The sequence below is a fragment of the Sulfurisoma sediminicola genome, assembly GCF_003865015.1.
In the GTDB taxonomy this organism is placed as follows: domain Bacteria; phylum Pseudomonadota; class Gammaproteobacteria; order Burkholderiales; family Rhodocyclaceae; genus Sulfurisoma; species Sulfurisoma sediminicola.
In genome coordinates this window covers 299,564-325,202 of the sequence record NZ_BHVV01000001.1, presented here as the reverse complement: position 1 = coordinate 325,202, position 25,639 = coordinate 299,564, and the positions used below count along the sequence as shown (strand labels likewise).

Sequence of the window (25,639 nt, the reverse complement as noted above, 5' to 3'; positions counted from 1 at the left end):
GGCGCTTAGCGCCGGCCGTAGCCAAAATCGCCGGCTCATGCGGGGTGGCGCGGTATGAAGACGCTCCTCGTCATGGCTGGCGGTACCGGCGGGCACATATTTCCGGGATTGGCGGTCGCCGATGCGCTGCGTGGCGAAGGCTGGCGCGTGGTCTGGATGGGCAACCCCGACGGCATGGAGGCGCGGCTGGTGCCGGGACGCGGCTACGAGATGGCCTGGGTGCGCTTCGCCGCGCTGCGCGGCAAGGGCATCCTGCGCAAGCTGCTGCTGCCGTTCAACCTGCTGCGCGGCTTCGCCCGGGCGCTGGCGGAGCTCAAGCGCATCCGTCCCGACGTCGTGCTCGGCATGGGCGGCTTCGTCACCTTTCCCGGCGGCATGATGGCGGCGCTGAAAGGCACACCGCTGGTGCTGCACGAGCAGAACTCGGTGGCGGGGCTCGCCAACCGGGTGCTGGCGGGCGTGGCCGACCGCATCCTCAGTGGATTCCCCGCCGTGCTGCGGAAGGGTGAGTGGGTAGGCAATCCCGTGCGGCTGGAAATCGCCGTGCTGCCGGCGCCGACTTTGCGTTATCGCGAGCGCGCGGCGCGCGGCGAGCCGCTGCACCTGCTGGTGGTCGGCGGCAGCCTCGGTGCGGCGGCGCTCAATGAAACCGTGCCGCTGGCGCTGGCCCTGCTGCCGGAAAACGAGCGGCCCGAGGTGATGCATCAGGCGGGTGAAAGGCATGTCGAAGCGCTGCGCGAAATCTATGCGCGGGCGGGCGTCACGGCGAGCCTGGTGCCTTTCATCGAGGACATGGCCGCGGCCTACGCCTGGGCCGACCTCGTGATCTGCCGCGCCGGCGCGCTGACCGTCGCCGAGCTGGCGGCCGCGGGCGTGGCCAGCATCCTTGTGCCCTTTCCGCACGCGGTAGACGATCACCAGACCGGCAATGCGCGCTTTCTCGCCAATGCCGGCGCGGCGATCCTGCTGCCGCAGGCGGAGCTGACGCCGGAGACCCTGGCGCTGATCCGCAACATGAACCGCGACCAGCTGCAGCAGATGGCCGAGAAGGCGCGGGAACTGGCCAAGCCGGATGCGACCACTGCCGTAGCGAATGCCTGCAAGGAGGTAGCGAAATGAAACACAAGGTCAGGCGGATTCACTTCATCGGCGTCGGCGGTTCCGGCATGAGCGGCATCGCCGAGGTGCTGGCCAACCAGGGCTTCGAGGTCTCGGGATCGGACTTGGCCGAGAGTGCCACGACCCGGCGTCTCGCGGCGCAGGGGGTGCGCGTGGTGATCGGCCATGCGGCCGCGAACGTGGCGGGTGCGGATGCGGTGGTGACGTCGACCGCGGTCAAGGACGACAACCCGGAAGTCATGGCCGCGCGCTCCCGCCGCCTGCCCATCGTGCCGCGGGCGCAGATGCTGGCCGAGCTGATGCGCTTCAAGCAGGGCATCGCCATCGCCGGCACCCACGGCAAGACCACGACCACCAGCCTCGCCGCCAGTTGTCTGGCGGAAGGCGGGCTCGATCCGACCTTCGTCATCGGCGGGCGGCTGAATTCGGCGGGAGCGAACGCCAAGCTCGGCGCCGGCGAATTCCTCGTCGCCGAGGCCGACGAGTCCGATGCCTCCTTCCTCTTCCTGTCGCCGGTCGTGTCGGTCGTCACCAACATCGACGCCGACCACATGGAGACCTATGGCCACGACTTCGGCCGTCTCAAGCAGGCCTTCGTCGACTTCCTCCATCGCCTGCCCTTCTACGGTGTCGCCGTGCTCTGCGCCGACGACGCCAACGTGCGCGAGATCCTGCCGCGCGTGGCCAAGCAGGTCGTGACCTACGGCATCGACGAACCGGCCAACTTCCGTGCCGAGAACGTCGTGGCCGACGGTGGCACCATGAAGTTCGACTGCGTGCGCACCAACGGCGCGGTATCGCGCCTGGCCATCACGCTCAACCTGCCGGGTCGCCACAACGTGCTGAACGCGCTGGCGGCGATCGCCGTGGCGACGGAAGTCGGCGTCGGCGACACGGCGATCGTCAAGGCGCTGGCGGATTTCAAGGGTGTCGGCCGCCGCTTCCAGCGCTACGGCGAGATCCGTTGCCCCGCCGGCGGCAGCTTCACGCTGATCGACGACTACGGCCACCACCCGGCCGAAATGGCGGCCACCATCGCCGCCGCCCGCGGCGCCTTTCCGGGCCGGCGACTGGTGCTGGCCTTCCAGCCGCACCGCTACACGCGCACGCGCGACTGCTTCGAGGACTTCGTCAAGGTCCTGGCCGGCGTCGATGCGCTGTTGCTGGCCGAGGTCTACTCCGCCGGCGAGGCGCCGATCGTCGCCGCCGACGGCCGCACCCTGGCGCGCGCGATTCGCGTCGCCGGAAAGACCGAGCCGGTGTTCGTCGAGGACATCGCCGCGATGCCGCAGGCCATACTCGCTGCGACGCGCGACGGCGACGTCGTCATCACCATGGGTGCCGGTTCCATCGGCGGCGTCCCGGGAAAGCTGGCCAATGGCTGAGTGGCATGGCGACCTGCGTGAGAACGTGCCGATGGCCGGCCACGTCTCCTGGCGCGCAGGCGGGGCCGCCGCGCGGGCCTATGCGCCGACGGATCTCGCCGACCTCGCGGCCTTCCTCACGGCGCTGCGCCATGACGAGCCGCTGATGATCGTCGGCCTCGGCTCCAACCTGCTGGTACGCGACGGCGGCTTCGACGGCACGGTGATCTTCACCCACGGCGCATTGAAAGCGTTGCGTCGCGAAGCCGACGGCACCGTCTACGCCGAGGCCGGCGTGGCGAGCCCCAAGGTCGCGCGCTTCGCCGCCAATCACGGCCTGGTCGGTGCCGAGTTCCTCGCGGGCATCCCGGGCACCATGGGCGGGGCGCTGGCGATGAATGCCGGCTGCTACGGCGGGGAGACATGGGCTTTCGTCGAGCGCGTGCTGATGCTCGATCGCCGCGGCGAGCTAATCGAGCGCACCCGTGACGATTTCGCCATCGGCTACCGCCATGTCGGCCTGAAGAGCGCCACGGACGAGGTCTTTGCGGCGGTCTGGATGCGCTTCCCCGCAGGCGACGGCAAGGCCTCCCGCAACCGCATCACCGAGCTGCTCGAAAAGCGCATCGCCACCCAGCCGCTGCAACTGCCCAACGCCGGCTCGGTGTTCCGCAATCCGCCCGGCGATCACGCCGCGCGGCTGATCGAAGCGGCCGGCCTCAAGGGATGCGCGATCGGCGGCGCGCGGGTGTCCGAAAAGCATGCGAATTTCGTCGTTAATCCGGACGGCGCGGCCAGTGCCGGCGCGATAGAAACGCTTATTGGCCAGGTTCAAGCGCGCGTGAAGGAAATGTTCGGGATCGAATTGGTTCGCGAGGTTCGCATCGTGGGGGAGGCCGCGCCTCCCTCGGGGGGGAATTGTTGCCCGCTCCCCTCGTTCCCCCCTCGCGGGGGGAAGCGCGATTGCTCGCTTCGCTCGGGTGATGCGTCATGAGTGGCGGGGGGGCCAACTTTGGCAAGGTGGCGGTGATGCTCGGCGGCGAGTCCGCCGAGCGCCCCGTCTCGCTCAAGAGCGGCGCCGCGGTGCTGGCGGCGCTCAAGCGCGCCGGCGTCGACGCCCATGCCTTCGATCCGGCGACGATGCCGCTGGCCGCGCTCAAGGACGAGAAATTCGACCGCGTCTTCATCGCCCTGCATGGTCGCGGCGGCGAGGACGGCTGCCTGCAGGGTGCGCTGGAATTGATGAAAATTCCCTACACGGGCAGCGGCGTCCTCGCCTCGGCGCTGGCGATGGACAAGTGGCGCAGCAAGCTGGCCTGGCGCGCGGCCGGCATCCCGGTGCCCGAATTCGTGGTCGTCGATGCCGCGTCGGATTTCGCCGCTATCGAGCGGCAGCTCGGCCTGCCGCTGTTCGTCAAGCCGGCCTGCGAGGGTTCGAGCATCGGCATCAGCAAGGTCAAGGAGGCCGGCGGCCTGCGCGCGGCCTCGGAACTGGCGGCGAAGTACGACAAGTTGGTGCTGGCCGAACGTTTCGTCGATGCCGGCGAATACACCGTGGGCATTCTGGCCGGCCAGGCCCTGCCCGTGATCCGCATCGTGCCGGCGACCGAGTTCTACGACTACGAGGCCAAGTACGATCGCGACGACACGCAGTACCAGATTCCCAGCGGACTGACGGCGGAGCGGGAAAGCGCGATGCAGGCGCTGGCGCTTCGCGCCTTCGACGTCCTCGGCGGCCGCGGCTGGGGTCGCGTGGACATCATGCTCGATCATGAAGGCAAGCCGTGGTGCCTCGAGGTCAACAGCGCGCCCGGCATGACCGACCATTCGCTGGTACCGATGGCAGCGCGCGCGGCCGGCATCGGCTTCGAGGATCTGGTGGTGCGCATCCTGGCGGAGGCGCGCTGTGGCTAGGGTCGAGCGCAATCGCCGGACGCAGGGCGGTGAGGGCTTCTGGAATCAGCCGCAGTGGCTGGATCTTGCCGCCGACCTGCTGATCGCCGTCGCCGTCGCCGGGCTGGCCTGGGCGGCGATGTCCGCCGTCAAGCGCCTGCCGATTTATCCGCTGCGCGAACTGGTGGTGGTCGGTACCGTGGAACGGGTCAGCCGTGCCCAGATCGAGCATGCCGCACGGACCGCGTTGTCGGGAAATCTTTTCGCCGTCAATCTCGACGACGCACGGCTGACCTTCGAGAAGTTGCCCTGGGTCCGCTCCGCCTCCCTGCGGCGGCAGTGGCCGGATGCGCTGGAGCTGGCACTGGAGGAGCACGTCGCCGTCGCCCGCTGGTCGCCTGCCGACGGCGAGCAGCGACTTGTCAATACGCATGGCGAGGTCTTCGCTGCCAGTGCCGGCGACGAGCTGCCGGCATTCAGCGGGCCCGAAGGCTCGTCCGCGGCGATGCTCGCGCGCTACCACGAGTTCGACTCGCACCTGGCGAAGATCCAGCGCAAGACCGTGGCACTGACGCTGACCGCGCGCGAAGCCTGGCAGGTCCGGCTCGACGACGGTGTGCTGGTCGACCTTGGCCGCGACCAGCCGAAGCAACCGCTGGTGGAACGCCTGACCCGACTCACCGATCACTATGTCGCCGCCCGCGAGAAGGTCCACGCCCCGATCGCCGCCGTCGACGTGCGCTACCCCAACGGCTTCGCCCTGCGCCTGGGTCAGCCGGACAGAAAGAGCGCCTCATGAGAAAGCAACAATGAGCAAGGAAGCCAAGCGCGACCTCATCGTCGGCCTCGACATCGGCACGTCGAAGATCGTCGCCATCGTCGCCGAAGTCAATGCCGAGGGCCAACTGGTCATCCTCGGTCTCGGCAGCCAGCAGTCGCGCGGCCTGCGCCGAGGCGTGGTGGTGAACATCGAGGAGACGGTCAACGCCATCTCGCGTGCCGTCGAAGAAGTCGAACTGATGGCCGGCTGCAAGGTCAGGGAGGTCTATACCGGAATCGCCGGCAGCCACATAAAGAGCAAGGACTCGAGCGGCATGGCCGTGGTGCGCGACAAGGAGGTTACGCAGTTCGACGTCGAGCGCGCCATCGAGGCCGCCAACGCCACGCCGATTTCGGCCGACGACCAGATCCTCCACACCCTGGTGCAGGAGTTCATCGTCGATGGCCAGGACGGCGTGCGGGAGCCGATCGGCATGGACGCCAAGCGCCTCGATGTCAAGGTGCACATCGTCACCGGTGCCGTCACCGCCGTGCAGAACATCGTCAAGTGCGTGCATCGCTGCGGCCTCGAAGTCGTCGACCTGGTGCTGCAGCCGCTGGCCTCCGGCCACGCCGTGCTGACCGAGGACGAGCGCGATGTCGGCGTCTGCCTGGTCGACATCGGCGGCGGCACCACCGACATCGCCATCTTCTCCCAGGGGGCCATTCGCCACACGGCGGTGATTCCGATCGCCGGCGATCAGATCACGGCCGACATCGGCATCGCCCTGCGCACCTCGACGCCGGACGCCGAGGAGATCAAGGAAAAGTGGGGCGTGGCGCTGCAGCAGATCGCCGACCCGGACCAGATGATCGAGGTGCCCGGCGTCGGCGACCGTCCGGCAACCCACCTCTCGCGCCAGGCACTGGCCGGCTTCATCCAGCCGCGCATCGAGGAAATCTTTGTCAAGGTGCAGGAGGAACTGGCGCGCAGCGGCCTCGAGCGGTTGTTGCGCGCGGGCGTCGTCCTCACCGGCGGCTCGGCGCAGATGCCCGGGATGATCGAGCTTGGCGAGGAGATGTTCCACAACACGGTGAAGCTCGGCGTACCGCACTACGACGGCAACCTGCGCGACTTCGTCAAGGGGCCGCGCTACGCCACGGCGATGGGGCTGTTGCTGGAGGGTCTGACGCAGAAGCAGCGGGGCCTCAAGGTGCAGAGCCCGAAGAATTTCAAGCAGGTGCTGGAACGCATGCGTTCCTGGTTTGTGAAGAATTTTTGATCTTGCAGCAGCAACAACAAGGAGGCGAGCATGTTTGAATTTGTTGAACCGGAACCTACGACCATCATCAAGGTCATCGGAGTCGGCGGCGCGGGTGGCAATGCCGTCGAGCACATGATCCGCGAAGGCGTGCAGGGCGTGGAGTTCATCTGCGCCAATACCGACGCCCAGGCGCTCAAGCACATGAGCGCCGGGGTCAAGCTCCAGCTCGGACCGGGCCTCGGCGCCGGCGGCAAGCCGGAGGTCGGCCGCGAGCACGCACTGGGGGTGCGCGAGCAGATCGCCGAGGCGCTCGCCGGCGCGCACATGGCCTTCATCACCGCCGGCATGGGCGGTGGTACTGGCACCGGCGCCGCGCCGATCGTTGCCGAGGTCGCGCGTGAGCTCGGCATCCTCACCGTCGCCGTGGTGACCAAGCCCTTCGAATACGAGGGCAGGCGCATGAGCCTCGCCGATGCCGGCCTCAAGGAGCTCGAGGCCTCGGTCGACTCGCTGATCGTGGTGCTCAACGAGAAGCTGATGGAGGTGCTGGGCGAGGACGTCTCGATGTCCGACGCCTTCAGGGCAGCCGACAACGTGCTGAAGAACGCGGTCGGCGGCATCGCCGAGATCATCAACGTCAATGGCCACATCAACGTCGATTTCCAGGACGTGCGCACGGTGATGGGCGAGATGGGCAAGGCGATGATGGGCTCGGGCGAGGCCGTCGGCGTCGATCGCGCCCGCATCGCCGCCGAGAACGCGGCCGCCAGCCCGCTGCTCGAGGGCATCGAGCTGTCCGGCGCCCGCGGCGTGCTGGTCAACGTCACCGCCAGCCGCCAGGTGACCATGAAGGAGTACAAGGAGGTGATGAGCACCATCCGCCAATACACCTCGCCCGAGGCGACCGTGATCTGCGGTCTGGCCTACGACGACGGGATGGAGGACCGGGTACGCGTCACCGTCGTCGCCACCGGCCTCGGCACCGCCAGGGCCAAGGCGGCGCGCCCGACCCTGGTCCCGGCCGAAATCCTGCGCACGGGCACGGACAACATGCCGCTGCTCACCGAAACGGCGGTCGCGCCCGGTGCGCTCGATTTCAGCGGTGTCTTCAGTTCCGGTCGCGCCGGCCGCAGCGCCATGGTCGATTCGATGACGGCCAGCGGTGTGGACAAGTACGACATCCCGGCCTTCCTGCGCAAACAGGCCGATTAGGTCTGTTTGGCCGCGCGCAGGAGGAAGGCTCCGGCACCTCGCCTCGCCGGAGCCTTCCTGCCGCCGTGATAAACTTGCGGCCCTGCAACATTCGCTTGCCATAAACCTAGCCCCAGAGACATGCTGCGCCAGCGCACCCTCAAATCCGTCATCAACGCCACCGGCGTCGGGCTGCATTCCGGCATCAAGGTGCGCCTGACGCTGCGCCCGGCCCAGCCGAACACCGGCATCGTCTTTCGCCGCGTCGATCTCGATCCGCCCGTCGACCTGCGCGCCGACCCCTACGGCGTCGGCGATACGCGCATGGCCTCCGTGCTCGAGAAGGACGGCGTCCGGCTCGGCACCGTCGAGCACCTGATGTCGGCGCTGGCCGGCTTGGGCGTCGACAATGTCTACATTGATGTCGATGCGCCGGAACTGCCGATAATGGACGGCTCGGCGGGACCTTTCGTTTTCCTGCTGCAGTCCGCCGGGATCGAGGAACAGAACGCGCCCAAGCGCTTCCTCCGCGTCAAGAAGGCCGTCGAGGTGAAGGATGGCGACAAATGGGCGCGGCTCGAACCCTACGACGGTTTCAAACTCGCCTTCTCGATCGTCTTCAACCACCCGGCGGTCGACCAGACCGGTACTCGCGTCGAGGTCGATTTCGCCGACGATTCCTACGTCCGCGACATCGCCCGCGCCCGTACCTTCGGCTTCACCCAGGACGTCGAGGCGCTGCGCGCCCAGGGCCTCGCGCTCGGCGGCAGCCTCGACAACGCCATCGTGATGGACGAGTACCGCGTCCTCAACGCCGAGGGCCTGCGGCTGCCCGACGAGTTCGTGCGCCACAAGGTACTCGACGCGATCGGCGACCTCTATCTGGCGGGCCACCCCCTGCTGGCCGCGTTCTCCGCCCACAAATCCGGCCACGCGCTCAACAACCAGTTGCTGCGCGCCCTGCTGGCCGATGCCGCCGCCTGGGAACTGGTGAGCTTCGAGGATGCCGACAGGGCACCTCCTGGCATCGCCCATCTCTACCCTGTGCTGCAGGCCGCCTGAGGCTCGAGGCCCGGCGAGTCCCTGATGCTTCTACTGCGCATTGTCGGCGTGCTGGTGGCTATCGCCATCGGCGCCGGCATCGTCAGCTACCTGATCAGCGGGGACAAGCGCTATCTGCGTCTAGCCGGGCGGCTGGCCAAGTACGCCCTGATCTTCGCCCTGATCGTCTTGGCCCTGATGTTCCTCGAGCGGGTGATCGTTCTCTAGAAAGGAAAGGGGTTGCGCCTAGCCGCGCTCGACCAGCTTGGTCAGGGCGAGCCTCAGGCGAGACCCTTCAGGCAAGCGCTTCTCCAGAGATGTAAGTCCACGCTTCGCTGTATCTCCAATTCCAGCGGGGCTTTGCCGGCGGGGCAGGGCCGGATTTCCGCCGCGGCCTTGCACGCGGATTTCTATTCCATTAACCTCCGCCGCTTCGAAACGAACAAGGTCGGCGAGCCGGGGCGCCATCTGCCTCAGCTTAGCCGCCACCGCGCCGTTATCGGCGTGGATAACGAGCTTCCCCGATTTGAGATTCGCCACGCGGGCACTGCGGGCGAGATTGGCTGGCAGATTGGCCGCAAGGATCGCCTGCAGCCGCGCCAGTCGGGAAGCATGCGAGGACAGTCGCGCCATGCCGGCATCGGCAAGCAGGCAGTCTTCAAGAGAACGGACGTTGCGGCGCGGCCGCATGAATCAGGACCTCTAAGGGAGCAGAGCGTGCATATTATTCTCGTCTCCAATCGAATGGCAACGGCCAAGACGCTGACCCTGACCTGGCGTCACGTCGTCTTCGGCGGTGGACTGCTCGCCGCGTCGGTGATCGCCTTGTCGTCGATCTTCTCCTATCTAACCGTGCGTCACGCCGCCGAGTTGCGGCTGCCCTTCCTGCAGGACGCGTTCCGCGTCGTCTCGGCCGAGGAAACGCAGAAGAGCCGCGACTACGTGCGCGAAAACCTCAACGCCATGGCCGTCAAGCTCGGCCAGATGCAGGCCCAGATGTTGCGGCTGGATTCCCTCGGCGAGCGCCTGGCCAACGTTTCAGGGGTCAAGCTGCAGGACGCGCGCAATGCACCGGCCGACCGCGACGCCCGCGGCGGCCCGCTGGTCGAGGCCTCGAACCTTTCCGCCAACGAGTTGCAGCAGGCGCTGGAAAACCTGTCCCGCCAACTCGAGGCCAGGACCGACACACTGACCCTGCTCGAAGCCCGGCTGTTCGAGGAGCGCGTGCGCAAGGCGCGCCTGCCGACGACCCTGCCCGTCGACGGCACCTGGAACGCCTCGGCCTATGGTTGGCGCCTCGACCCCTTCACCGGCCAGCGCGCCCTGCATGAAGGCGTCGATTTTCCGGCGGAGGTCGGCACGCCCATCGCTGCTGCCGCCGCCGGGGTGGTGATTGCCGCCGAGCGCCACCCGGAATATGGCCTCGTCGTCGATATCGACCATGGCGGCGACCTGATCACCCGCTACGCCCATGCCTCCAAGCTGCATGTCCAGGCTGGCGCCTTCGTCAAGCGCGGTCAGCATATCGCCGACGTCGGCAATACCGGCCGCTCGACCGGCCCGCACCTGCATTTCGAGGTGCGCATCAAGGGTGCGGCGCAGAACCCCAACCGCTTCCTGCAGATGGCGGCGGATAGTCACGGCCACCGTCACTGACCGCCGGGCCCCGCTCCCGGCTTGGCCGGGATCAAGGCCGGCCGGGGCCTGCATGCTAGAATCAGCCCTTTCGCCGACCTCGGCGCTGGACGACTTTCAAGCACATGATTTCGGGCCTCCTCAAGAAGATTTTCGGCAGCCGCAATGAGCGGCTGGTCAAGCAGTATTCCCAGACCGTAGGCAAGATCAACGCCCTCGAGGGTGCCATGCAGGCGCTTTCCGACGAGGCTTTGCGCGCCAAGACCGACGAGTTCAAGGGGCGAGTCGCGAACGGCGAACCTCTTGACGCCCTGTTGCCCGAGGCCTTCGCCGTCGTGCGCGAGGCCGGCAAGCGCGTACTCGGCATGCGCCATTTCGACGTGCAGATGATCGGCGGCATGGTGCTGCACCACGGCAAGATCGCCGAAATGCGCACGGGCGAGGGCAAGACCCTGGTCGCCACGCTGCCGTCCTACCTCAATGCACTGACGGGGAATGGCGTGCACGTCATCACGGTGAACGACTACCTCGCCAGCCGCGACGCCGAATGGATGGGGCGGCTGCACCGCTTCCTCGGCCTGACCGTCGGTGTCAATCTGTCGCAGATGCCGCACGACGAGAAGCAGGTCGCCTACGCCGCCGACATCACCTACGGCACCAACAACGAGTTCGGCTTCGACTACCTGCGCGACAACATGGTCTATGCGGCCAACGAGCGGGTACAGCGTGGCCTCAATTACGCGATCGTCGACGAAGTCGATTCCATCCTCATCGACGAGGCGCGCACGCCGCTGATCATCTCCGGCCAGGCCGAGGACCACACCGAGCTCTACATCAAGATGAACGCCGTGCCGCCGCTGCTCACCGAAGGTGTGGCGGCGCAAACGCAGCACGATCAGGACACCGGCGACTACACGGTGGATCTGAAGGCCCACTCCGTGCTGCTGACCGAGGAAGGTCACGAGAAGGCCGAGGAGATCCTGACGCGGCTGGGCATGTTGCCCGAAGGCTCCAGCCTCTACGAGCCGGCCAACATCCTCCTGATGCACCACCTCTACGCCGCGCTGCGTGCCCACAAGCTGTTCCACAAGGACCAGCAATACGTGGTGCAGAACGGCGAGGTCGTGATCGTCGACGAGTTCACCGGCCGCCTGATGGCCGGCCGCCGCTGGTCCGATGGCCTGCATCAGGCGGTGGAGGCCAAGGAAGGCGTCGCCATCCAGAACGAGAACCAGACGCTGGCCTCGATCACCTTCCAGAACTACTTCCGCATGTACGGCAAGCTTGCCGGCATGACCGGTACGGCCGACACCGAGGCCTACGAGTTTCACCAGATCTACGCTCTGGAAACCGTGGTCATCCCGACCAACCGGCCGATGGTGCGGAAAGACGCCAACGACCAGATCTTCCGCACCGCGCCGGAGAAATACGCGGCGATCGTCGCCGATATCCGTGACTGCCACCAGCGCGGCCAGCCGGTGCTGGTCGGCACGACCTCGATCGAGAACTCCGAGCTGCTGTCCGACATCCTGAGCAAGGAGAAGATCGACCACCAGGTGCTCAACGCCAAGCAGCACGCGCGCGAAGCCGAGATCGTCGTGCAGGCCGGCCGCCCGGGGATGGTCACCATCGCCACCAACATGGCCGGTCGCGGCACCGACATCGTGCTCGGCGGCAACATCGAGAAGCAGATCGGCGCCATCCGCGACGACGAGAGCCTCGCGCCCGCCGACAAGGAGGCGAAAACGGCCGTCCTGCGTGCCGACTGGCAAAAGGTTCACGACCAGGTCCTCGCCGCCGGCGGCCTGCACATCATCGGCTCCGAGCGCCACGAGTCGCGCCGCATCGACAACCAGCTGCGAGGCCGCGCCGGCCGCCAGGGCGATGCCGGCTCCTCCCGCTTCTACCTCGCACTCGACGATCAGTTGCTCAAGATTTTCGCCGGCGAGCGCCTCAACACCATCATGGTCCGGCTCAAGATGCCCGAGGGCGAGGCCATCGAGCACCCCCTGGTGACGCGCTCGCTCGAATCGGCGCAGCGCAAGGTCGAGCAGCGCAACTTCGATATCCGCAAGCAGCTGCTGGAATACGACGACGTCGCCAACGACCAGCGCAAGGTGATTTATCAGCAGCGCAACGAGCTGCTCGAGACCGAGGACATCACCGACACCATCACCGCGATGCGCCAGGGCGTCATCCACGACACCTTCCGCATCCACGTGCCGGCGGAGAGCGTCGAGGAGCAGTGGGACATCGCCGGCCTCGAGGCCGCGCTGGCCGCGGAGTTGCAGCTGAGGCTGCCGGTCGCCGAATGGATCAAGGCCGAGCCCAACCTCACCGATGACGACGTCCTGCGCCGCATTCTCGATGCCGCCGATCAGGGCTACGCAGACAAGAAGGCCACCGTCGACGCGGCGGCCTGGGCCGGTTTCGAGCGCAATGTCATGCTGCAGAGCCTCGACACCCACTGGCGCGAGCACCTCGCCGCGCTCGACCACCTGCGCCAGGGCATCCACCTGCGTGGCTACGCGCAGAAGAACCCGAAGCAGGAATACAAGCGCGAGGCCTTCGAACTGTTCGAGAGCCTGCTCGGCACGGTGCGCACCGAAGTGACCAAGCTGCTGATGACCGTCGAGATCCGCTCGCCCGAGCAGATCGAGGAAGCCGAGGTCAGCCAGCCGCAGGTCGAAAACGTGCAGTATCACCACGCCGATTACGATGAAGCCCTGGGTTCCGTGGGCGACGACGAGAAGAAGGCGCAACCGGTCGAGCGTGCCCTGCCCAAGGTCGGCCGCAACGATTCCTGCCCCTGCGGCAGCGGCAAGAAGTACAAGCACTGCCACGGCAAGCTGAACTGAACCGGGCGATATGACCTACCCGCTGCGCACCATTCAGGAGGATGGCGATGCGGTGGTCATTCTCGACCAGACCCGGCTGCCGCGCGAGACGGCCTTCGTCGTCCTGCGCGGCCTCGCCGACGCCGCCCACGCCATCCGTTCCATGCAGGTCCGCGGCGCGCCGTTGATCGGCGCCACGGCCGCCTACGGCGTCGCCCTCGCAATCGGGGGCAGGCCAGGTTTTTCCGACGCCGATCTGGACCAGGCCCTGTCCGTGCTCGCCGCCACGCGCCCCACCGCCATCAACCTGCACTGGGCGCTCTCGCGCATGCGGCGCGTTCTGCAAAAGTCGGCGCCAGCGACACGGCGCGATGCCGCCTGGAACGAAGCCCGCACCATAGCCCGCGAGGACGAGGCGGCCAATGCCGCCATCGGTCGCCACGGCCTGCCGCTGCTGCAGGCGATTGCCGCGCGCAAGGGACAAGTCAATGTGATGACCCACTGCAACGCCGGCTGGCTCGCGACCGTGGCCCATGGCACGGCGCTGGCGCCGATCTATGCCGCGCAGGATGCCGGCCTCGACGTGCATGTCTGGGTCTCCGAGACCCGCCCGCGCAACCAGGGCCTGCTCACCGCCTGGGAACTGTTCCAGGCCGGCGTGCCCCACACGCTCGTCGCCGACAACGCCGCCGGCCTGCTGCTGATGCAGGGCAAGGTCGATTGCGTCATCGTCGGCGCCGACCGCATCGCCGCCGACGGCGACGTGGCCAACAAGGTCGGCACCTACCTCAAGGCGCTGGCGGCAAGGGCGCATGGCGTCCCCTTCTACGTCGCCGCGCCAGTCTCGACCATCGATTTCGCCTGCCTCGATGGCGCGCATATCCCGATCGAGGAGCGCGCTGCCGCGGAACTCGGCGCCGGCGACACCGTGGTGGCCAATCCTGCCTTCGACATCACGCCGGCAAGCCTCGTTTCCGGAATAATCACCGAGCACGGTATCATTGCCCCGTCGAATCTTGGATCGATCAAGCCATGAGAACCGTCGGCAGTCGTGTGCAGGATGACATCAGCTTCGATGCATCGGCCGAGAAGCTGATAAGCGGCGCACGCTGGAACGATGCCCATGCAGCAAGCCTTTGGCGCGGGCCGGCCCGGCATATTCCCGAAGGGCGTCTTCTTCTACCGTTTCCACGAGGAAGCCGATGAGGCTCTGCTCGATGCCCTGGCCAAGCGCATGGCGAAGATCGCCCTGGCGCGGCGACATGCCTGAAGCCATAACCTCCCGCGCCGGTTCGTCGTCGATGTGATGTTCAATGCCTGCGGCGAACGCTACGAAAGTTTGTTGCGACATGCACAGACCGTCGTTCCGGACGATGGCACGCCGGTGAAGACCGTCGATCTCGAGGGCTTGCTCAAGACCAAACGCACGGTGCCCGGCAAAGACGTCGGCGACAGGTTTGCGCTCGAACGCGCCCTGGCCGAAATGAAGCGCCAAAACTCGCATGGCTGACCCCGATCCGCGCGCGGCAGTCCTCGCCACGGCCCGCGCCATGAACGGGGCGGGCCTCAACCGCGGCACGGCCGGCAATGTCAGCGTGCGCCACGGTCAGGGGTTCCTCGTCACGCCCACCGGCATGGACTACGATGAATCCGTGCCCGAGGACATCGCCTTCGTCGGCCCGGATTACGATGGCGGCCGCGCCGAGGGCCGGCGCAAGCCCTCCAGCGAATGGCGCTTCCACCGCGACATCTACGCCGCGCGACCCGAGGCCGGCGCGATCATCCACACCCATGCGCCGTTTGCCACCGCGCTGGCCTGCAGGGGCGAGGCGATTCCACCCTTCCACTACATGATCGCGCGCTTCGGCGGCGCGGACATCCGCTGCGCCGATTACGCCACATTCGGTACGCAGGAGCTGTCCGATGCGGTGGTGAAGGCGCTCGAAGGCCGCTCGGCCTGCCTGATGGCGCATCACGGCATGGTGGTGTTCGGCAGGGACTTGAAGCAGTCTCTGGCGCTGGCCGTCGAGTTCGAAGCGCTGTGCGAGCAGTACTGGCGCGTGCTGGCGCTCGGCCAGGCGAGAACGCTTCTGGACGACGAAATGCAGCGGGTGATCGGGAAATTCGGGGACTACGGCAGGCAGGACTGACCTGGTTCAGCTGCGCGCCAGCGCGTCGAGCCAGGCATGCATCAATTGGCGGTAGCCCGGCAAGTCCGCGAAGATTTCGTCCGCCAGCGCTTCGTTGTAGGTATGCGAGGTCAGATTGCGATGATCGACCATGGCCAAGGCAAAACGCGTTTCGGCCTCGGTCAGCAGGCCATTTTCAAAGCACGCCCGGATTGCCGGCTTGGGCGAGTTCGTCACGGGTCGAAAGCGCACGGCTTGCGATTTCGATTCTCTGCGTTAAACGGGCCATGCGATGCCTTCGCGGTCAATTGCCTGTTTCAACTCGTCGGAAAGCGTTGCGTAGTCGAGAAGATCGACATTGAACGGCACATTGGAATCTTCCAGAGACTGGCGGGCAGCTGCCAGCAGATCTGGCGGGAGCGGTTGTGCCGCACGTACGGCGATGTCGACATCCGAGGCAAGGCGGGCATCGCCGCCGGCCCCGGAGCCGAAGAGGATGAGTTCGGCCGACGCCTGCCGCAAAAGCGGTCTGAGTAGCGAAGCAATCGACCTTTGGTCCGTGACCGGCAGCATGGGGGCGGCGGGGCGCGCTTGCATCGCAGAAGCATCTCACATTGACAAAATGATTTTCGTCGCACCAAAGAAAAACGGCCACCCGAAGGTGGCCGTTTCAACTTCAGATCGAGGTGAGTCGATTAGAAGGAGTGCTTGATACCGATCTGAACGGTCGTCGGATCCGAGCCACGGGTGTTGGCCAGGGTCGTCGGCGCCGTGTTGGCAACGTTCATCTGGCCGTTGGTCCAGAAGTCGTAGTTGGCGCGGCTGTCGTTGTCCATACGGGCGTAGGTGGCGGAGACGTTGGTACGCTTGGAGAAGGCGTACTGGTAACCGAGCATCCAGTAGGTCGCGCCGGTCTGGCTGACGTCGGCCAGGCCGGCGTTCATCGCAGCGGTCGACAGCGTGCCACCCGCATCGAGGTTGCCGGCACGGGCGTAGGTGCCGCCGACGGTGTGGGGACCGCTCACGAAGCTGACGGGAACGGCCCAGACGGTGCGCTTCAGGTTCAGGTCGTCGTCTTGCGAGTTGGCGTTGCCCGAATCATCGCGCCACAGGGTCTTGGTGTTGTCATAGATCAGGCCGACCTTGAAGCCGTTGCCGAAGGTGTAGGCAGCACCGGTGCGGAAGCCGCGGACTTCGCGCGAGTAGGCGGTCGAGCCGCCGGCGCCGACGATGGCGGCAGCGGTCATGCTGGTCAGCGCGGTGTTGGCGGTGTTCTGCCAAACGACGTTCGCGGCGGCCGTCACGTCGCTGTGGGCCAGGTAGGAAGCGAAGGCGGTGATCGGGCCGTTGTCGAAGTTGGCCTTGACGGTCCAGCCGGATTCCTTGCGAGCGGTGGTGCTGCCGGCGGCGGTGGGCTGCTCGGTGACGCCGTCGGGAGTAGCGCCGGAGACGTTCGGGCGGGCGTAGCCGACGGTGGCGTTGAAGCCGCTGAAGGTCGGGGTCACGTAGGCAACGGTGCTGCCCAAGCGGCCGCCGGCGCCGATGCCGTAACCCTGGGTGTTGGTGCCGGTAGCGCCACCGACACCACCGAGGATGCCCATGGTGGAAGCGGCAACGCCAGTGCCTTCGTGGAAGTTGTCAACCTTGCCAGCGGAGTTGTAATGCACCGACAGGCGGCCGGCGACGACGGTACCGAAGTTGCCGGAGAGGCCGAGGTAGGTGTCACGACCGCCGAGGCCGCCGCGCGAACCCGTGCCACCACCGACGGCGGTGCCGGCGGTGCTGATGGTCTCGGTCGGCTGAACGCCGGAGGCGATCACGGCCATGGCCTTGAGGCCGTTGCCCAGATCTTCGGTCACGGAGAACTTGAGCTCGGAAGCGTTCTCATTGACGCGGTTGCGGCCTTCGCGGGCAGCCTGGTTGGCGAAGCCGGCCAGGTTGGCCATCGTGGGGTTCGAACCGGAGATGTTCTCCCACTGATAGTTCAGGTTGCCGGAAATGGTGACGTTGGACTGGGCGAAAGCGGCGCCAGAGGCGACAGCGGCCACAGCCAGGGCGATGATCTTCTTCTGCATATGTGTATCTCCAAAAGTGTTGAGACTACTCGAGACTTGCGGCAATCAATGACTCCACGTGGTTGGTCACTGGCTGCCACATCCCTCCCAATCGGGAAGTTGGTGCAATTTTGCCGGCGGGGCCGGGGTCGGGCAAGGGGAAAAGGGGTTTGGGGCGAGGGGCGGGGCGGTGTTGTGGGATTTTTGCAACAGCCCCCCGCCCAGCGGCGGCATCAGGCGAAAAGCCTTGCCAGCTCAGCGCCCGGGGAGGGGGCGCGCATGAAGGCCTCGCCGACGAGAAAGGCGCTAACGTTGTTTTGGCGCATCAGGGCGACGTCGATCGGCCCGAGGATGCCGGACTCGGTCACCACGGTCCGGTCGGCCGGGATGCGGGCGAGCTGGTCGAGGGTGGTTCGCAGGGAAACCTCGAAAGTCCGGAGGTTGCGGTTGTTGATGCCGAGCAGCGGGGTCTCGAGCTGCAGGGCGGCGTCGACCTCGGCGCCGTCGTGGGCCTCGACCAGCACGGCCATGCCCAAGCTCTTGGCGACGGCCTCGAGTTCCTGCATCTGAGCCACCGACAGCGCGGCGACGATGAGCAGGATGGCATCGGCTCCCATGGCGCGTGCTTCGTATACCTGGTAGGGGTCGATCATGAAATCCTTGCGCAGCACCGGCAGGGCGCAGGCGGCGCGGGCGGCCTGCAGGTATTCGGGCGCGCCCTGGAAGAACTGGCGGTCGGTGAGCACCGAAAGGCAGGCGGCACCGTGCCTTTCGTAGTCGGCGGCGATCTCCGCCGGGCGGAAATTCTCGCGCAGCACACCCTTGGACGGGCTGGCCTTCTTGATTTCGGCGATGACGGCGGAACGGCCTGCAGCGATCCTGGCGCGGATGGCACCGACGAAGTCGCGGGCGGGGGGCAGGGCTTCGGCTTCGGCGCGGACCGCGGCGAGCGGCCGCGCGGCCCGTGCCGCCGCGACTTCCTCGCGTTTGACGGCAATGATTTTCTGCAGGATGTCGCTCACGAAAATTTCCTGGTGAACTGGACGAACGCGTCGACCTTGCGGCGCGCGGCGCCGCTGGCGATGGTCTCGCGCGCCAGCGCGATGCCGTCGCCGATCGATGCGGCCTTGTTGGCGGCGTATAGCGCGGCGCCGGCATTGAAGGCGACGATCTCCAGCGCGGGGCCGGGCTTGTTTTCGAGGGCCCCGAGCAGCATGGCCTTCGATTCGGCCGCGTCGGCCACCTTGAGGCCGCGGTTGGAGACCATCTGCATCCCGAAGTCCTCGGGATGGATCTCGTATTCGCGGATCTCGCCGTCCTTGAGCTCGCCGACCATGGTGGCGGCGCCGAGCGAGATTTCATCCAGGCCGTCCTTGCCATAGACCACCAGCACGTGGTCGGCGCCGAGGCGCTGCATCACGCGCACCTGGATGCCGACGAGGTCGGGGTGGAACACGCCCATCAGCGTGTTGGGCGCGCCGGCCGGGTTGGTCAGGGGCCCCAGGATGTTGAAGATGGTGCGCACGCCCATTTCCTTCCTCACCGGCGCGACGTTCTTCATCGCCGGGTGGTGGTTGGGCGCGAACATGAAGCCCATGCCGACCGCCTCGATGCACTCCGCCACCTGCGCCGCGCCGAGGTCGATCTTCGCGCCGAGCGCCTCGAACACGTCGGCGCTGCCGGACTTCGACGAGACGCTGCGGCCGCCGTGCTTGGCCACGGTGGCGCCGGCCGCCGCGGCGACGAAGGCGGCGGCGGTGGAGATGTTGAAGGTGTGGGCGGCATCGCCGCCGGTGCCGACGATGTCGACGAAGTTCCTGTTGTTCGGCACCACGACCTTGGTGCACAGCTCGCGCATCACCGTCGCGGCGGCGGCGATCTCGCCTATGGTTTCCTTCTTGGTGCGCAGGCCGGCGAGTATGGCCGCGGTCATCACCGGCGAGACCTCGCCCTTCATGATCAGCCGCATCAGGTGCAGCATCTCGTCGTGGAAGATCTCGCGGTGCTCGATGGTGCGCTGGAGCGCTTCCTGCGGAGTAATCATCTCAGGCGCCTTTCAGGAAATTGGCCAGCAGGTCGTGGCCGTGCTCGGTCATGATCGATTCGGGATGGAACTGCACGCCTTCCACCGCCAGCGTCTTGTGGCGCACGCCCATGATTTCGCCGTCGTCGGTCCAGGCGGTGATCTCGAGACAGTCGGGCAGCCTGTCGCGGCGGATCGCCAGCGAGTGGTAGCGCGTGGCGGTAAGCGGGTTGGGCAGGCCGCGGAACACGCCCTTGTCGGCGTGGTGGATCGGCGAGGTCTTGCCGTGCATCATCTGCCTGGCATGGACGATTTCGCCGCCGAAGGCATAGCCGATGCTCTGGTGGCCGAGGCAGACGCCGAGGATGGGGATCTTGCCGGCGAATTCCTGGATCGCCGCGACCGAGATACCGGCCTCCTTCGGCGAGCAGGGGCCGGGCGAGATCACCAGCCGCGCCGGATTCATCGCGGCGATTTCCTTGAGGCTGATGGCGTCGTTGCGAAACACGCGCACGTCCTCGCCAAGCTCGCCGAAATACTGCACCAGGTTGTAGGTGAAGGAGTCGTAGTTGTCGATCATCAGCAACATGGCGGCCTCCTTAGTCCAGGCGAGTGTCGAGGCCGGATTCGGCCATCTCGGCGGCACGCAGCTGGGCGCGGGCCTTGTTGCGCGTCTCTTCCCACTCGGCGTCCGGGTTGGAATCGGCGACGATGCCGGCGCCGGCCTGGACGTAGATGCGGCCGTCCTTGATGACGGCGGTGCGGATGGCGATCGCCAGGTCCATGTCGCCGTTGAAGCCGAGATAGCCAACGGCGCCGGCGTAGATGCCGCGCTTGGTGGGCTCGAGTTCGTCGATGATCTCCATCGCCCGCACCTTGGGCGCGCCGGAAACTGTGCCGGCGGGGAAGGTGGCCTTGAGCACCGACAGCGGGCCCTCGTCGTCCTTCAGCGTGCCCTCGACATTGGAGACGATGTGCATGACGTGGGAATAGCGCTCGATGGCGTACTGCTCGGTGACTTTCACGCTGCCGGTCTTGGCGACGCGGCCGACGTCGTTGCGGCCGAGGTCGAGCAGCTGCAGGTGCTCGGCGCGCTCCTTTTCGTCGGCGAGCAGCTCGGCGGCGAGCGCGGCGTCTTCCTCGGGCGTGGCGCCGCGCTTCCTCGTTCCCGCGATCGGGCGCAGGGTGATGCGGCGTTCCTTCCCCTCGTCGTCGAGGCGCACCAGGATCTCCGGCGAGGCGCCGACGACGTGGAAGTCCTCGAAGTCGAAATAGAACATGTAGGGTGAGGGGTTGAGCGTGCGCAATGCCCGGTAGAGCGCCAGCGGGCTGGCCTTGTAGGGCTTGCTCATGCGCTGCGAGAGCACCACCTGCATCACGTCGCCGTCGGTGATGTACTGCTTGGCCTTGAGCACGGCGGCCTTGAAGGCTTCTTCGCCGAACTCGGACTCGGCCGGCTCGCTCGGGACCACCGTGTCCTGTGGAATCGTCACCGGCTCGCGCAGCTTGGCCAGCAGTTCCTTCAGCCGCACCTGCGCCTGCTTCCAGGCGCCGGGGAAACCGGGCTCGGCGAAGACTACCAGCGAAAGTTTGCCCGAGAGATTGTCGACGATGGCGATCTCTTCGGAGAGCATCAGCAGGATGTCCGGCACGCCCAGCGGATCGGGCTTGCTCACGCCGTCGAGTTTCGGCTCGATGAAGCGCACCGTGTCGTAGCCGAAGGCGCCGACCAGGCCGCCGCAGAAGCGCGGCAGGCCCTTCAGGTCCGGCACCTTGAAGCGCGCCATGAACTCCGAGATGTAGGACATCGGGTTGGTGTGCTCGCGGCGTTCGGCGACGCGGTTGCCGGTGAGCAGCAGGATGGTCGAGCCGCTGACGGAGATGCGGGTGCCGCTGGCGAGGCCGATGAAGGAATAGCGGCCGAAGCGTTCGCCGCCCTGCACCGATTCGAGCAGGTAGGAATAGGGTCCGCCGGCCAGCTTGAGATAGATCGACAGCGGCGTGTCGAGGTCGGCGAAGGTATCGAGGGTGACGGGGATGCGGTTGTAGCCTTCGGCGGCCAACCGGTTGAATTCGGACTCGGTCATGATGACTCCACTACAGGAACACTAACGAAAAGTCGGCGCTGGCGGTACGGCGATGTCAGCGCGGGAGCGGCAAAAAATCAGCGCCAGGGGCGCCAGGGCCAAGCCTCCGCCCAATGGGCTTTTTTCGTCGTGTGGAGTACGTTCATGCGCGGGTGACAAGCTGTGCGGCGTCGAAGAGAGTTTCGACTATAGCATCGGCGTCGAGGCCGCGCACGTCCTGGCCCTCGTTGTAGCCGTAGGGCACGAGGAACACCTTGCAACCGCCGCTGCGCCCGGCCTTGAAGTCATGCACCGAGTCGCCGATCAGCAGCGTGTCGGCGGGCGAGACGCCGAGGCGGCCGCAGGCCCAGATCACCGGCATCGGATCGGGCTTCGGTTTGGGCAGGATGTCGCCGCTGACGACGACGTCCATGAACGGTGCGAGCCCGGTGCGCTCCAGCAGCGGCAGCGTGAAGGCCTGCGCCTTGTTGGTGATGACGCCGAGCGGCAGGCCCATCGCCTTGAGCGCCCTGACGCCCTCCATCACGCCGGGGAAGGGTTTGGCTGCGCGGCCGTTGAAATGCTCGTAGTGCTTCTTGAAGCTCGCGAGTGCGTCGGCCGGCGGCGGCGTCGGATCGTCGGCGGCCTCGAGCACGCCGGCGAGCACGCGCTTGACCAGGTTGGGAATGCCGCGGCCAACATAGGCGCGGATATCCTCGATGGCGACCTCGGCATTGCCGAGGTCGCGCTGCATGCCGTTGGCCGCCGCGTGGAGGTCGAGGACGGTGTCGAGCAGCGTGCCGTCTAGGTCGAGAAGGACGGCTTTGACGGCAACCATTACGCCTTCGCCAGTTCGGCGCGCATGGCGGCGATGATGCTGTTGTAGCGCTGCGGGTCGCTGTCCTTGCCGGCGCCGAAGACGGCAGAACCGGCGACGAAGGTGTCGACGCCGGCCCTGGCCACTTCGAGGATGTTGGCCGGGCCGACGCCGCCGTCGATCTCGAGGCTGACGTTGAGGCCGCGCTCGTCGATCATCTTGCGCACCTTCCTGGCCTTGTCGAGCACGTAGGGAATGAATTTCTGCCCGCCGAAGCCGGGGTTCACCGACATCAGCAGCACCATGTCGAGCTTGTCGAGGGTGTACTCGAGGACGTCGAGCGGCGTGGCGGGATTGAACACCAGGCCGGCCTTGCAGCCGTTTTCCTTGATCAGGCCGATGGTGCGGTCGACGTGCTCGGAGGCTTCCGGGTGGAAGGTGATGTAGCTGGCGCCAGCCTTGGCGAAATCGGGGATGATGCGATCGACCGGCTTGACCATCAGGTGCACGTCGATGGGCGCGGTGACGCCGTGCTTCTTCAGCGCCTCGCACACCAGCGGGCCGATGGTGAGGTTGGGCACGTAGTGGTTGTCCATGACGTCGAAGTGGACGATGTCGGCGCCGGAGGCGAGGACGTTGTCGACTTCCTCGCCGAGTTTGGCGAAGTTGGCCGAGAGGATGCTCGGGGCGATGCGGAAGGCGGGTTTGGCCATGGCTGTCTCCTGGGTATTCTTGGTGGGATGCTTGGATGGATTGCGGAAATTTTGAGCAGACGATTTTAGCCTATCGGCGCGGTTGCGGCTGCCGGGCTTTTCGTGTGAAATGACAGCCCCAGCGAGAGCCGATGCCATGGCAGAGAAACTACACGAAATTCATGTCGAGGTCGCGACCGAGTACCTCCCCGACCAGTCCGAGCCGGCGGCCGCGCGTTACGTCTTCGCCTACACCATCACCATCACCAATACCGGCGGCGTTCCGGCGCAGCTGATTTCGCGCCACTGGATCATCACCGATGCCGACGGCAAGGTGCAGGAAGTGCGCGGCCTCGGCGTCGTCGGCCACCAGCCGCTACTGAAGCCGGGCGAGCACTTCGAGTACACCAGCGGCAGCGCGCTGGCGACGCCGGTGGGGACGATGAAGGGCAGCTACCAGATGGTGGCCGAGGACGGCACCCAGTTCGAGGCGCCGATTCCCGAATTCGTGCTGTCCATGCCCCGCACGCTGCACTAGCGCCAGTTTCTCGCTGCCTCGGCCGTCAGGAATTTCCACGGCAGCGGCAGCAGCGCCGGCACTTTTTCGCGATAGCGACGATAGGCATCGCCGTGGATCGCGATCAGCTTGCGTTCCTCGAACCAGGAGCCGATCGCGAAATAGAGCGTGACGGCGACGGCCGAGACGAGCCAGGCGGCGTTCATGTCGCGCGTCCATACGATCACCAGACCGAAGCAGTACCAGGGGTGGCGGACGAAGCGGTGGAAGAAGGACAGGGTGAAGCCCTCGCGGTCGGCGGTCGCGCGATCGTGCTCGCGGATCTGCCGCAGGCCGAGGAACTCGTCCATGTCGTAGGCACGGGTCGAGACGAGGAAGCCGGCGATCGCCGCGAGGGCGAGGCCGTTGGCGAGCCACCACCAGCCGCCGCTCCAGCGCCATAGCCATTCGCCGGGCGTCGCGTAGATCAGCCAGGCCAGCGGCAGCGCGGTGACCGTCGCGACGACGTTGAAGCCGAGTCGATACCAGGGCGCGGCCGCAGGCCAGCGACGCGCGAACCAGGCCTTGACGGAGAAACTCGCCAAGATCGAATGGAGCAAAGCGTAGGCCAGCCAGCCCAGCGCGAGCCACACCGGTTCCATTTCAGTTGCCCCATGGCGCTTCGCGCCACCGGCGATGCATGAAACGCCCTGTCCGTCGCGGGGTGGGGCGCGCCAAGGGTGGGGGATGGTCGACGCTGCTCATGTCCCCCGGGCCAGGCTGCGCCTGACCCTCCTCCTTGACTTCGCTGCGTCGACCATCCCCCACCCTTGGCGGGACGCGCCGGTGTATAGCGGCGGCCAAACACCCACGATGTTTCTGGATCGGGCCGGTGGGGTGCCCTGCGCAGCGAAGTAAAGAAGGAGGCGACGGCCGCAGGCCGGCGCCGGGTGACATGAGCAGCGCAGGGCACCCCACCGGCCCGATGACGCACCAACGGTCGAGTTCCATCCTAGGAGCGATAGTCCGCGTTGATCTTCACGTAGTCGTAGGAGAAGTCGCAGGTCCACACCTTGCCTTGTGCCGGGCCGCGGCCGAGGTCGACGCGGATCGTGATCTCCGCCGGCTCCATCACGCGCGCGCCGTCCTCCTCCTTGTAGCTCGCGGCACGGCCGCCGTTTTCCGAGACGAGGACATCGCCGAGCCAGAGTTTCACCGCGGTCACGTCGAGGTCGCGCAGCGCCGGGTCGTTGCCCCAGGCGTTGCCGATGGCGCCGAGGATGCGGCCGAGGTTGGGGTCGGAGGCGAAGAAGGCGGTCTTGACCAACGGCGAGTGGGCGATGGCATAGCCGACCGCCTTGCACTCCGCCTTCGTCGCGCCGCCGGCGACGGCGATCTCGATGAATTTGGTGGCGCCTTCGCCGTCACGGACGATGGCCTGGGCGAGCCGCTGCGCCACGGCGGTGACCGCCGCGCGCAACTCGGCATAGGCGGGCGAGCCCGCGTCGGCGATCTCGACGTTGCCGGCCCGGCCGGTGGCGATCAGCACGAAGGAATCGTTGGTCGAGGTGTCGCCGTCGACGGTGATGCAGTTGAACGATTCGTCGGCGACTTCCTCGACGAGGCGCTCGAGCAGGGCCTGGGAGATCGCGGCGTCGGTGGCGACGAAGCCGAGCATGGTCGCCATGTTGGGCTTGATCATGCCGGCGCCCTTGCTGATGCCGGTGACGGTGATCGCCGTGCCTCCGCCGCCGATTTTTCGCGAGGCGCCCTTGGCCAGCGTGTCGGTGGTCATGATGGCGTGGGCGGCCTCGAACCAGCCGTCGGCCTTGAGCGCGGCCTGGCAGGCGGGTAGGCCGGCCTCGATGCGCTCGACCGGCAGCGGTTCCATGATGACGCCAGTGGAGAAGGGCAGCACCTGCGCCGCATCGCAGCCGAGCAGCTTGGCGACGGCCGCGCAGCTGGTATTGGATGCGGCCAGGCCCGGCTCGCCGGTGCCGGCATTGGCGACGCCGGTGTTGATCACGAGCGCGCGGATGCTGCCCGAGGCGAGATGCTTCTTGCACACCTGCACCGGCGCTGCACAGAAGCGGTTCTGGGTGAATACGCCGGCGACGCGGCTGCCCGGCGCGAGCTCGATGAGGGTGAGGTCGCGGCGGTTGGCCTTGCGGATGCCGGCCTCCGTACAGCCCAAGCGCACGCCGGGAACGGGATGAAGCGAATCGGGAGTGGGGGCGGAAAGATTCACGGGCATGGCG

At 66.8% G+C, this 25,639-nt stretch carries 28 protein-coding genes; 16 read left to right on the top strand and 12 right to left on the bottom strand.

What is annotated here, in order from left to right; translation table 11 throughout:
* Positions 1-54 precede the first annotated feature (54 nt).
* From murG to EJE94_RS01460, 9 genes are all read left to right on the top strand, one after another.
* Positions 55-1,119 (top strand): undecaprenyldiphospho-muramoylpentapeptide beta-N-acetylglucosaminyltransferase, encoded by a 1,065-nt coding sequence (gene murG / locus EJE94_RS01500; protein ID WP_121239728.1) that lies wholly within the window; start codon positions 55-57, stop codon positions 1,117-1,119.
* Entirely contained in the window at positions 1,116-2,504 is a 1,389-nt protein-coding gene (gene murC / locus EJE94_RS01495; RefSeq protein WP_121239727.1) for a UDP-N-acetylmuramate--L-alanine ligase, read from the top strand. Before murG ends, murC begins: the two co-directional genes overlap by 4 nt.
* Positions 2,497-3,477, top strand: a complete 981-nt coding sequence (gene murB, locus EJE94_RS01490; RefSeq protein ID WP_121239726.1) for a UDP-N-acetylmuramate dehydrogenase — start codon at positions 2,497-2,499, stop codon at positions 3,475-3,477. Before murC ends, murB begins: the two co-directional genes overlap by 8 nt.
* On the top strand, positions 3,474-4,397 hold the full coding sequence (locus EJE94_RS01485; RefSeq protein ID WP_121239725.1) for a D-alanine--D-alanine ligase: 924 nt from the start codon (positions 3,474-3,476) through the stop codon (positions 4,395-4,397). Before murB ends, EJE94_RS01485 begins: the two co-directional genes overlap by 4 nt.
* Complete coding sequence (locus EJE94_RS01480) at positions 4,390-5,175, top strand: cell division protein FtsQ/DivIB (RefSeq protein WP_121239724.1); 786 nt, start codon at positions 4,390-4,392, stop codon at positions 5,173-5,175. Before EJE94_RS01485 ends, EJE94_RS01480 begins: the two co-directional genes overlap by 8 nt.
* 10 nt (positions 5,176-5,185) lie before the next feature.
* A complete protein-coding gene (gene ftsA, locus EJE94_RS01475; protein ID WP_121239723.1) occupies positions 5,186-6,418 on the top strand; it encodes a cell division protein FtsA in 1,233 nt (410 codons plus the stop codon).
* Positions 6,419-6,448: 30 nt separating this feature from the next.
* The gene (gene ftsZ, locus EJE94_RS01470; RefSeq protein ID WP_121239722.1) at positions 6,449-7,612 is read left to right on the top strand and encodes a cell division protein FtsZ; all 1,164 of its coding nucleotides are present in this window, start codon (positions 6,449-6,451) and stop codon (positions 7,610-7,612) included.
* Positions 7,613-7,732: 120 nt separating this feature from the next.
* On the top strand, positions 7,733-8,653 hold the full coding sequence (lpxC, locus tag EJE94_RS01465) for a UDP-3-O-acyl-N-acetylglucosamine deacetylase (protein WP_121239721.1): 921 nt from the start codon (positions 7,733-7,735) through the stop codon (positions 8,651-8,653).
* 24 nt (positions 8,654-8,677) lie between these two features.
* Complete coding sequence (locus EJE94_RS01460) at positions 8,678-8,860, top strand: hypothetical protein (RefSeq protein ID WP_121239720.1); 183 nt, start codon at positions 8,678-8,680, stop codon at positions 8,858-8,860.
* Between the two features lie 18 nt (positions 8,861-8,878).
* Here the strand turns inward: EJE94_RS01460 and EJE94_RS01455 are convergent, their stop codons facing one another.
* Positions 8,879-9,322, bottom strand: coding sequence for a DciA family protein (locus tag EJE94_RS01455; protein ID WP_121239719.1), 444 nt, complete (start codon positions 9,320-9,322; stop codon positions 8,879-8,881).
* 27 nt (positions 9,323-9,349) lie between these two features.
* On the opposite strand from EJE94_RS01455, the gene EJE94_RS01450 reads away from it, so the two are divergent.
* From EJE94_RS01450 to EJE94_RS01435, 6 genes are all read left to right on the top strand, one after another.
* The gene (locus tag EJE94_RS01450; protein WP_121239718.1) at positions 9,350-10,288 is read left to right on the top strand and encodes a M23 family metallopeptidase; all 939 of its coding nucleotides are present in this window, start codon (positions 9,350-9,352) and stop codon (positions 10,286-10,288) included.
* A 104-nt stretch (positions 10,289-10,392) separates the two neighbouring features.
* A complete protein-coding gene (gene secA, locus EJE94_RS01445) occupies positions 10,393-13,125 on the top strand; it encodes a preprotein translocase subunit SecA (RefSeq protein ID WP_121239717.1) in 2,733 nt (910 codons plus the stop codon).
* 10 nt (positions 13,126-13,135) lie between these two features.
* Positions 13,136-14,140, top strand: coding sequence for an S-methyl-5-thioribose-1-phosphate isomerase (mtnA, locus tag EJE94_RS01440; protein WP_121239716.1), 1,005 nt, complete (start codon positions 13,136-13,138; stop codon positions 14,138-14,140).
* Between the two features lie 87 nt (positions 14,141-14,227).
* Entirely contained in the window at positions 14,228-14,374 is a 147-nt protein-coding gene (locus EJE94_RS14550) for a hypothetical protein (protein ID WP_165904731.1), read from the top strand.
* Positions 14,375-14,446: 72 nt separating this feature from the next.
* Entirely contained in the window at positions 14,447-14,614 is a 168-nt protein-coding gene (locus EJE94_RS14545) for a hypothetical protein (protein ID WP_165904730.1), read from the top strand.
* Complete coding sequence (locus EJE94_RS01435) at positions 14,607-15,254, top strand: class II aldolase/adducin family protein (protein ID WP_121239714.1); 648 nt, start codon at positions 14,607-14,609, stop codon at positions 15,252-15,254. Before EJE94_RS14545 ends, EJE94_RS01435 begins: the two co-directional genes overlap by 8 nt.
* Before the next feature lie 6 nt (positions 15,255-15,260).
* Here the strand turns inward: EJE94_RS01435 and EJE94_RS01430 are convergent, their stop codons facing one another.
* The 9 genes from EJE94_RS01430 to rpe all read right to left on the bottom strand — a co-directional run bounded on the left by EJE94_RS01430 (position 15,261) and on the right by rpe (position 22,906).
* Positions 15,261-15,470 carry a nucleotidyltransferase substrate binding protein gene (locus EJE94_RS01430; protein ID WP_207855636.1) on the bottom strand — a complete coding sequence of 70 codons (210 nt, stop codon included), beginning with the start codon at positions 15,468-15,470 and terminating at the stop codon, positions 15,261-15,263.
* 39 nt (positions 15,471-15,509) lie between these two features.
* Positions 15,510-15,806, bottom strand: a complete 297-nt coding sequence (locus EJE94_RS01425) for a nucleotidyltransferase family protein (RefSeq protein ID WP_165904729.1) — start codon at positions 15,804-15,806, stop codon at positions 15,510-15,512.
* A gap of 122 nt (positions 15,807-15,928) precedes the next feature.
* The gene (locus EJE94_RS01420) at positions 15,929-17,308 is read right to left on the bottom strand and encodes a porin (RefSeq protein ID WP_121239711.1); all 1,380 of its coding nucleotides are present in this window, start codon (positions 17,306-17,308) and stop codon (positions 15,929-15,931) included.
* A gap of 212 nt (positions 17,309-17,520) precedes the next feature.
* Positions 17,521-18,309, bottom strand: a complete 789-nt coding sequence (trpC, locus tag EJE94_RS01415) for an indole-3-glycerol phosphate synthase TrpC (protein WP_121239710.1) — start codon at positions 18,307-18,309, stop codon at positions 17,521-17,523.
* Positions 18,306-19,331, bottom strand: coding sequence for an anthranilate phosphoribosyltransferase (gene trpD / locus EJE94_RS01410; protein WP_121239709.1), 1,026 nt, complete (start codon positions 19,329-19,331; stop codon positions 18,306-18,308). The genes trpC and trpD overlap by 4 nt, the downstream gene beginning before the upstream one ends.
* Position 19,332: 1 nt before the next feature.
* The gene (locus EJE94_RS01405) at positions 19,333-19,899 is read right to left on the bottom strand and encodes an aminodeoxychorismate/anthranilate synthase component II (RefSeq protein ID WP_121239708.1); all 567 of its coding nucleotides are present in this window, start codon (positions 19,897-19,899) and stop codon (positions 19,333-19,335) included.
* A 10-nt stretch (positions 19,900-19,909) separates the two neighbouring features.
* Positions 19,910-21,397: an anthranilate synthase component I gene (trpE, locus tag EJE94_RS01400; protein WP_121239707.1), complete on the bottom strand. Its 1,488-nt coding sequence runs from the start codon at positions 21,395-21,397 to the stop codon at positions 19,910-19,912.
* A 142-nt stretch (positions 21,398-21,539) separates the two neighbouring features.
* Entirely contained in the window at positions 21,540-22,214 is a 675-nt protein-coding gene (gene gph, locus EJE94_RS01395; protein WP_121239706.1) for a phosphoglycolate phosphatase, read from the bottom strand.
* Positions 22,214-22,906: a ribulose-phosphate 3-epimerase gene (gene rpe, locus EJE94_RS01390; RefSeq protein ID WP_121239705.1), complete on the bottom strand. Its 693-nt coding sequence runs from the start codon at positions 22,904-22,906 to the stop codon at positions 22,214-22,216. The genes gph and rpe overlap by 1 nt, the downstream gene beginning before the upstream one ends.
* Positions 22,907-23,042: 136 nt before the next feature.
* Between rpe and apaG the strand changes: the two genes are divergently transcribed.
* Positions 23,043-23,423 carry a Co2+/Mg2+ efflux facilitator ApaG/CorD gene (gene apaG, locus EJE94_RS01385; RefSeq protein ID WP_121239704.1) on the top strand — a complete coding sequence of 127 codons (381 nt, stop codon included), beginning with the start codon at positions 23,043-23,045 and terminating at the stop codon, positions 23,421-23,423.
* Here the strand turns inward: apaG and EJE94_RS01380 are convergent.
* Both EJE94_RS01380 and argJ read right to left on the bottom strand, forming a co-directional pair.
* Positions 23,420-24,043 (bottom strand): methyltransferase family protein, encoded by a 624-nt coding sequence (locus EJE94_RS01380; RefSeq protein ID WP_121239703.1) that lies wholly within the window; start codon positions 24,041-24,043, stop codon positions 23,420-23,422. The genes apaG and EJE94_RS01380 overlap by 4 nt on opposite strands.
* A gap of 350 nt (positions 24,044-24,393) precedes the next feature.
* The gene (gene argJ / locus EJE94_RS01375; protein WP_121239702.1) at positions 24,394-25,635 is read right to left on the bottom strand and encodes a bifunctional glutamate N-acetyltransferase/amino-acid acetyltransferase ArgJ; all 1,242 of its coding nucleotides are present in this window, start codon (positions 25,633-25,635) and stop codon (positions 24,394-24,396) included.
* Between the last annotated feature and the right edge of the window lie 4 nt (positions 25,636-25,639).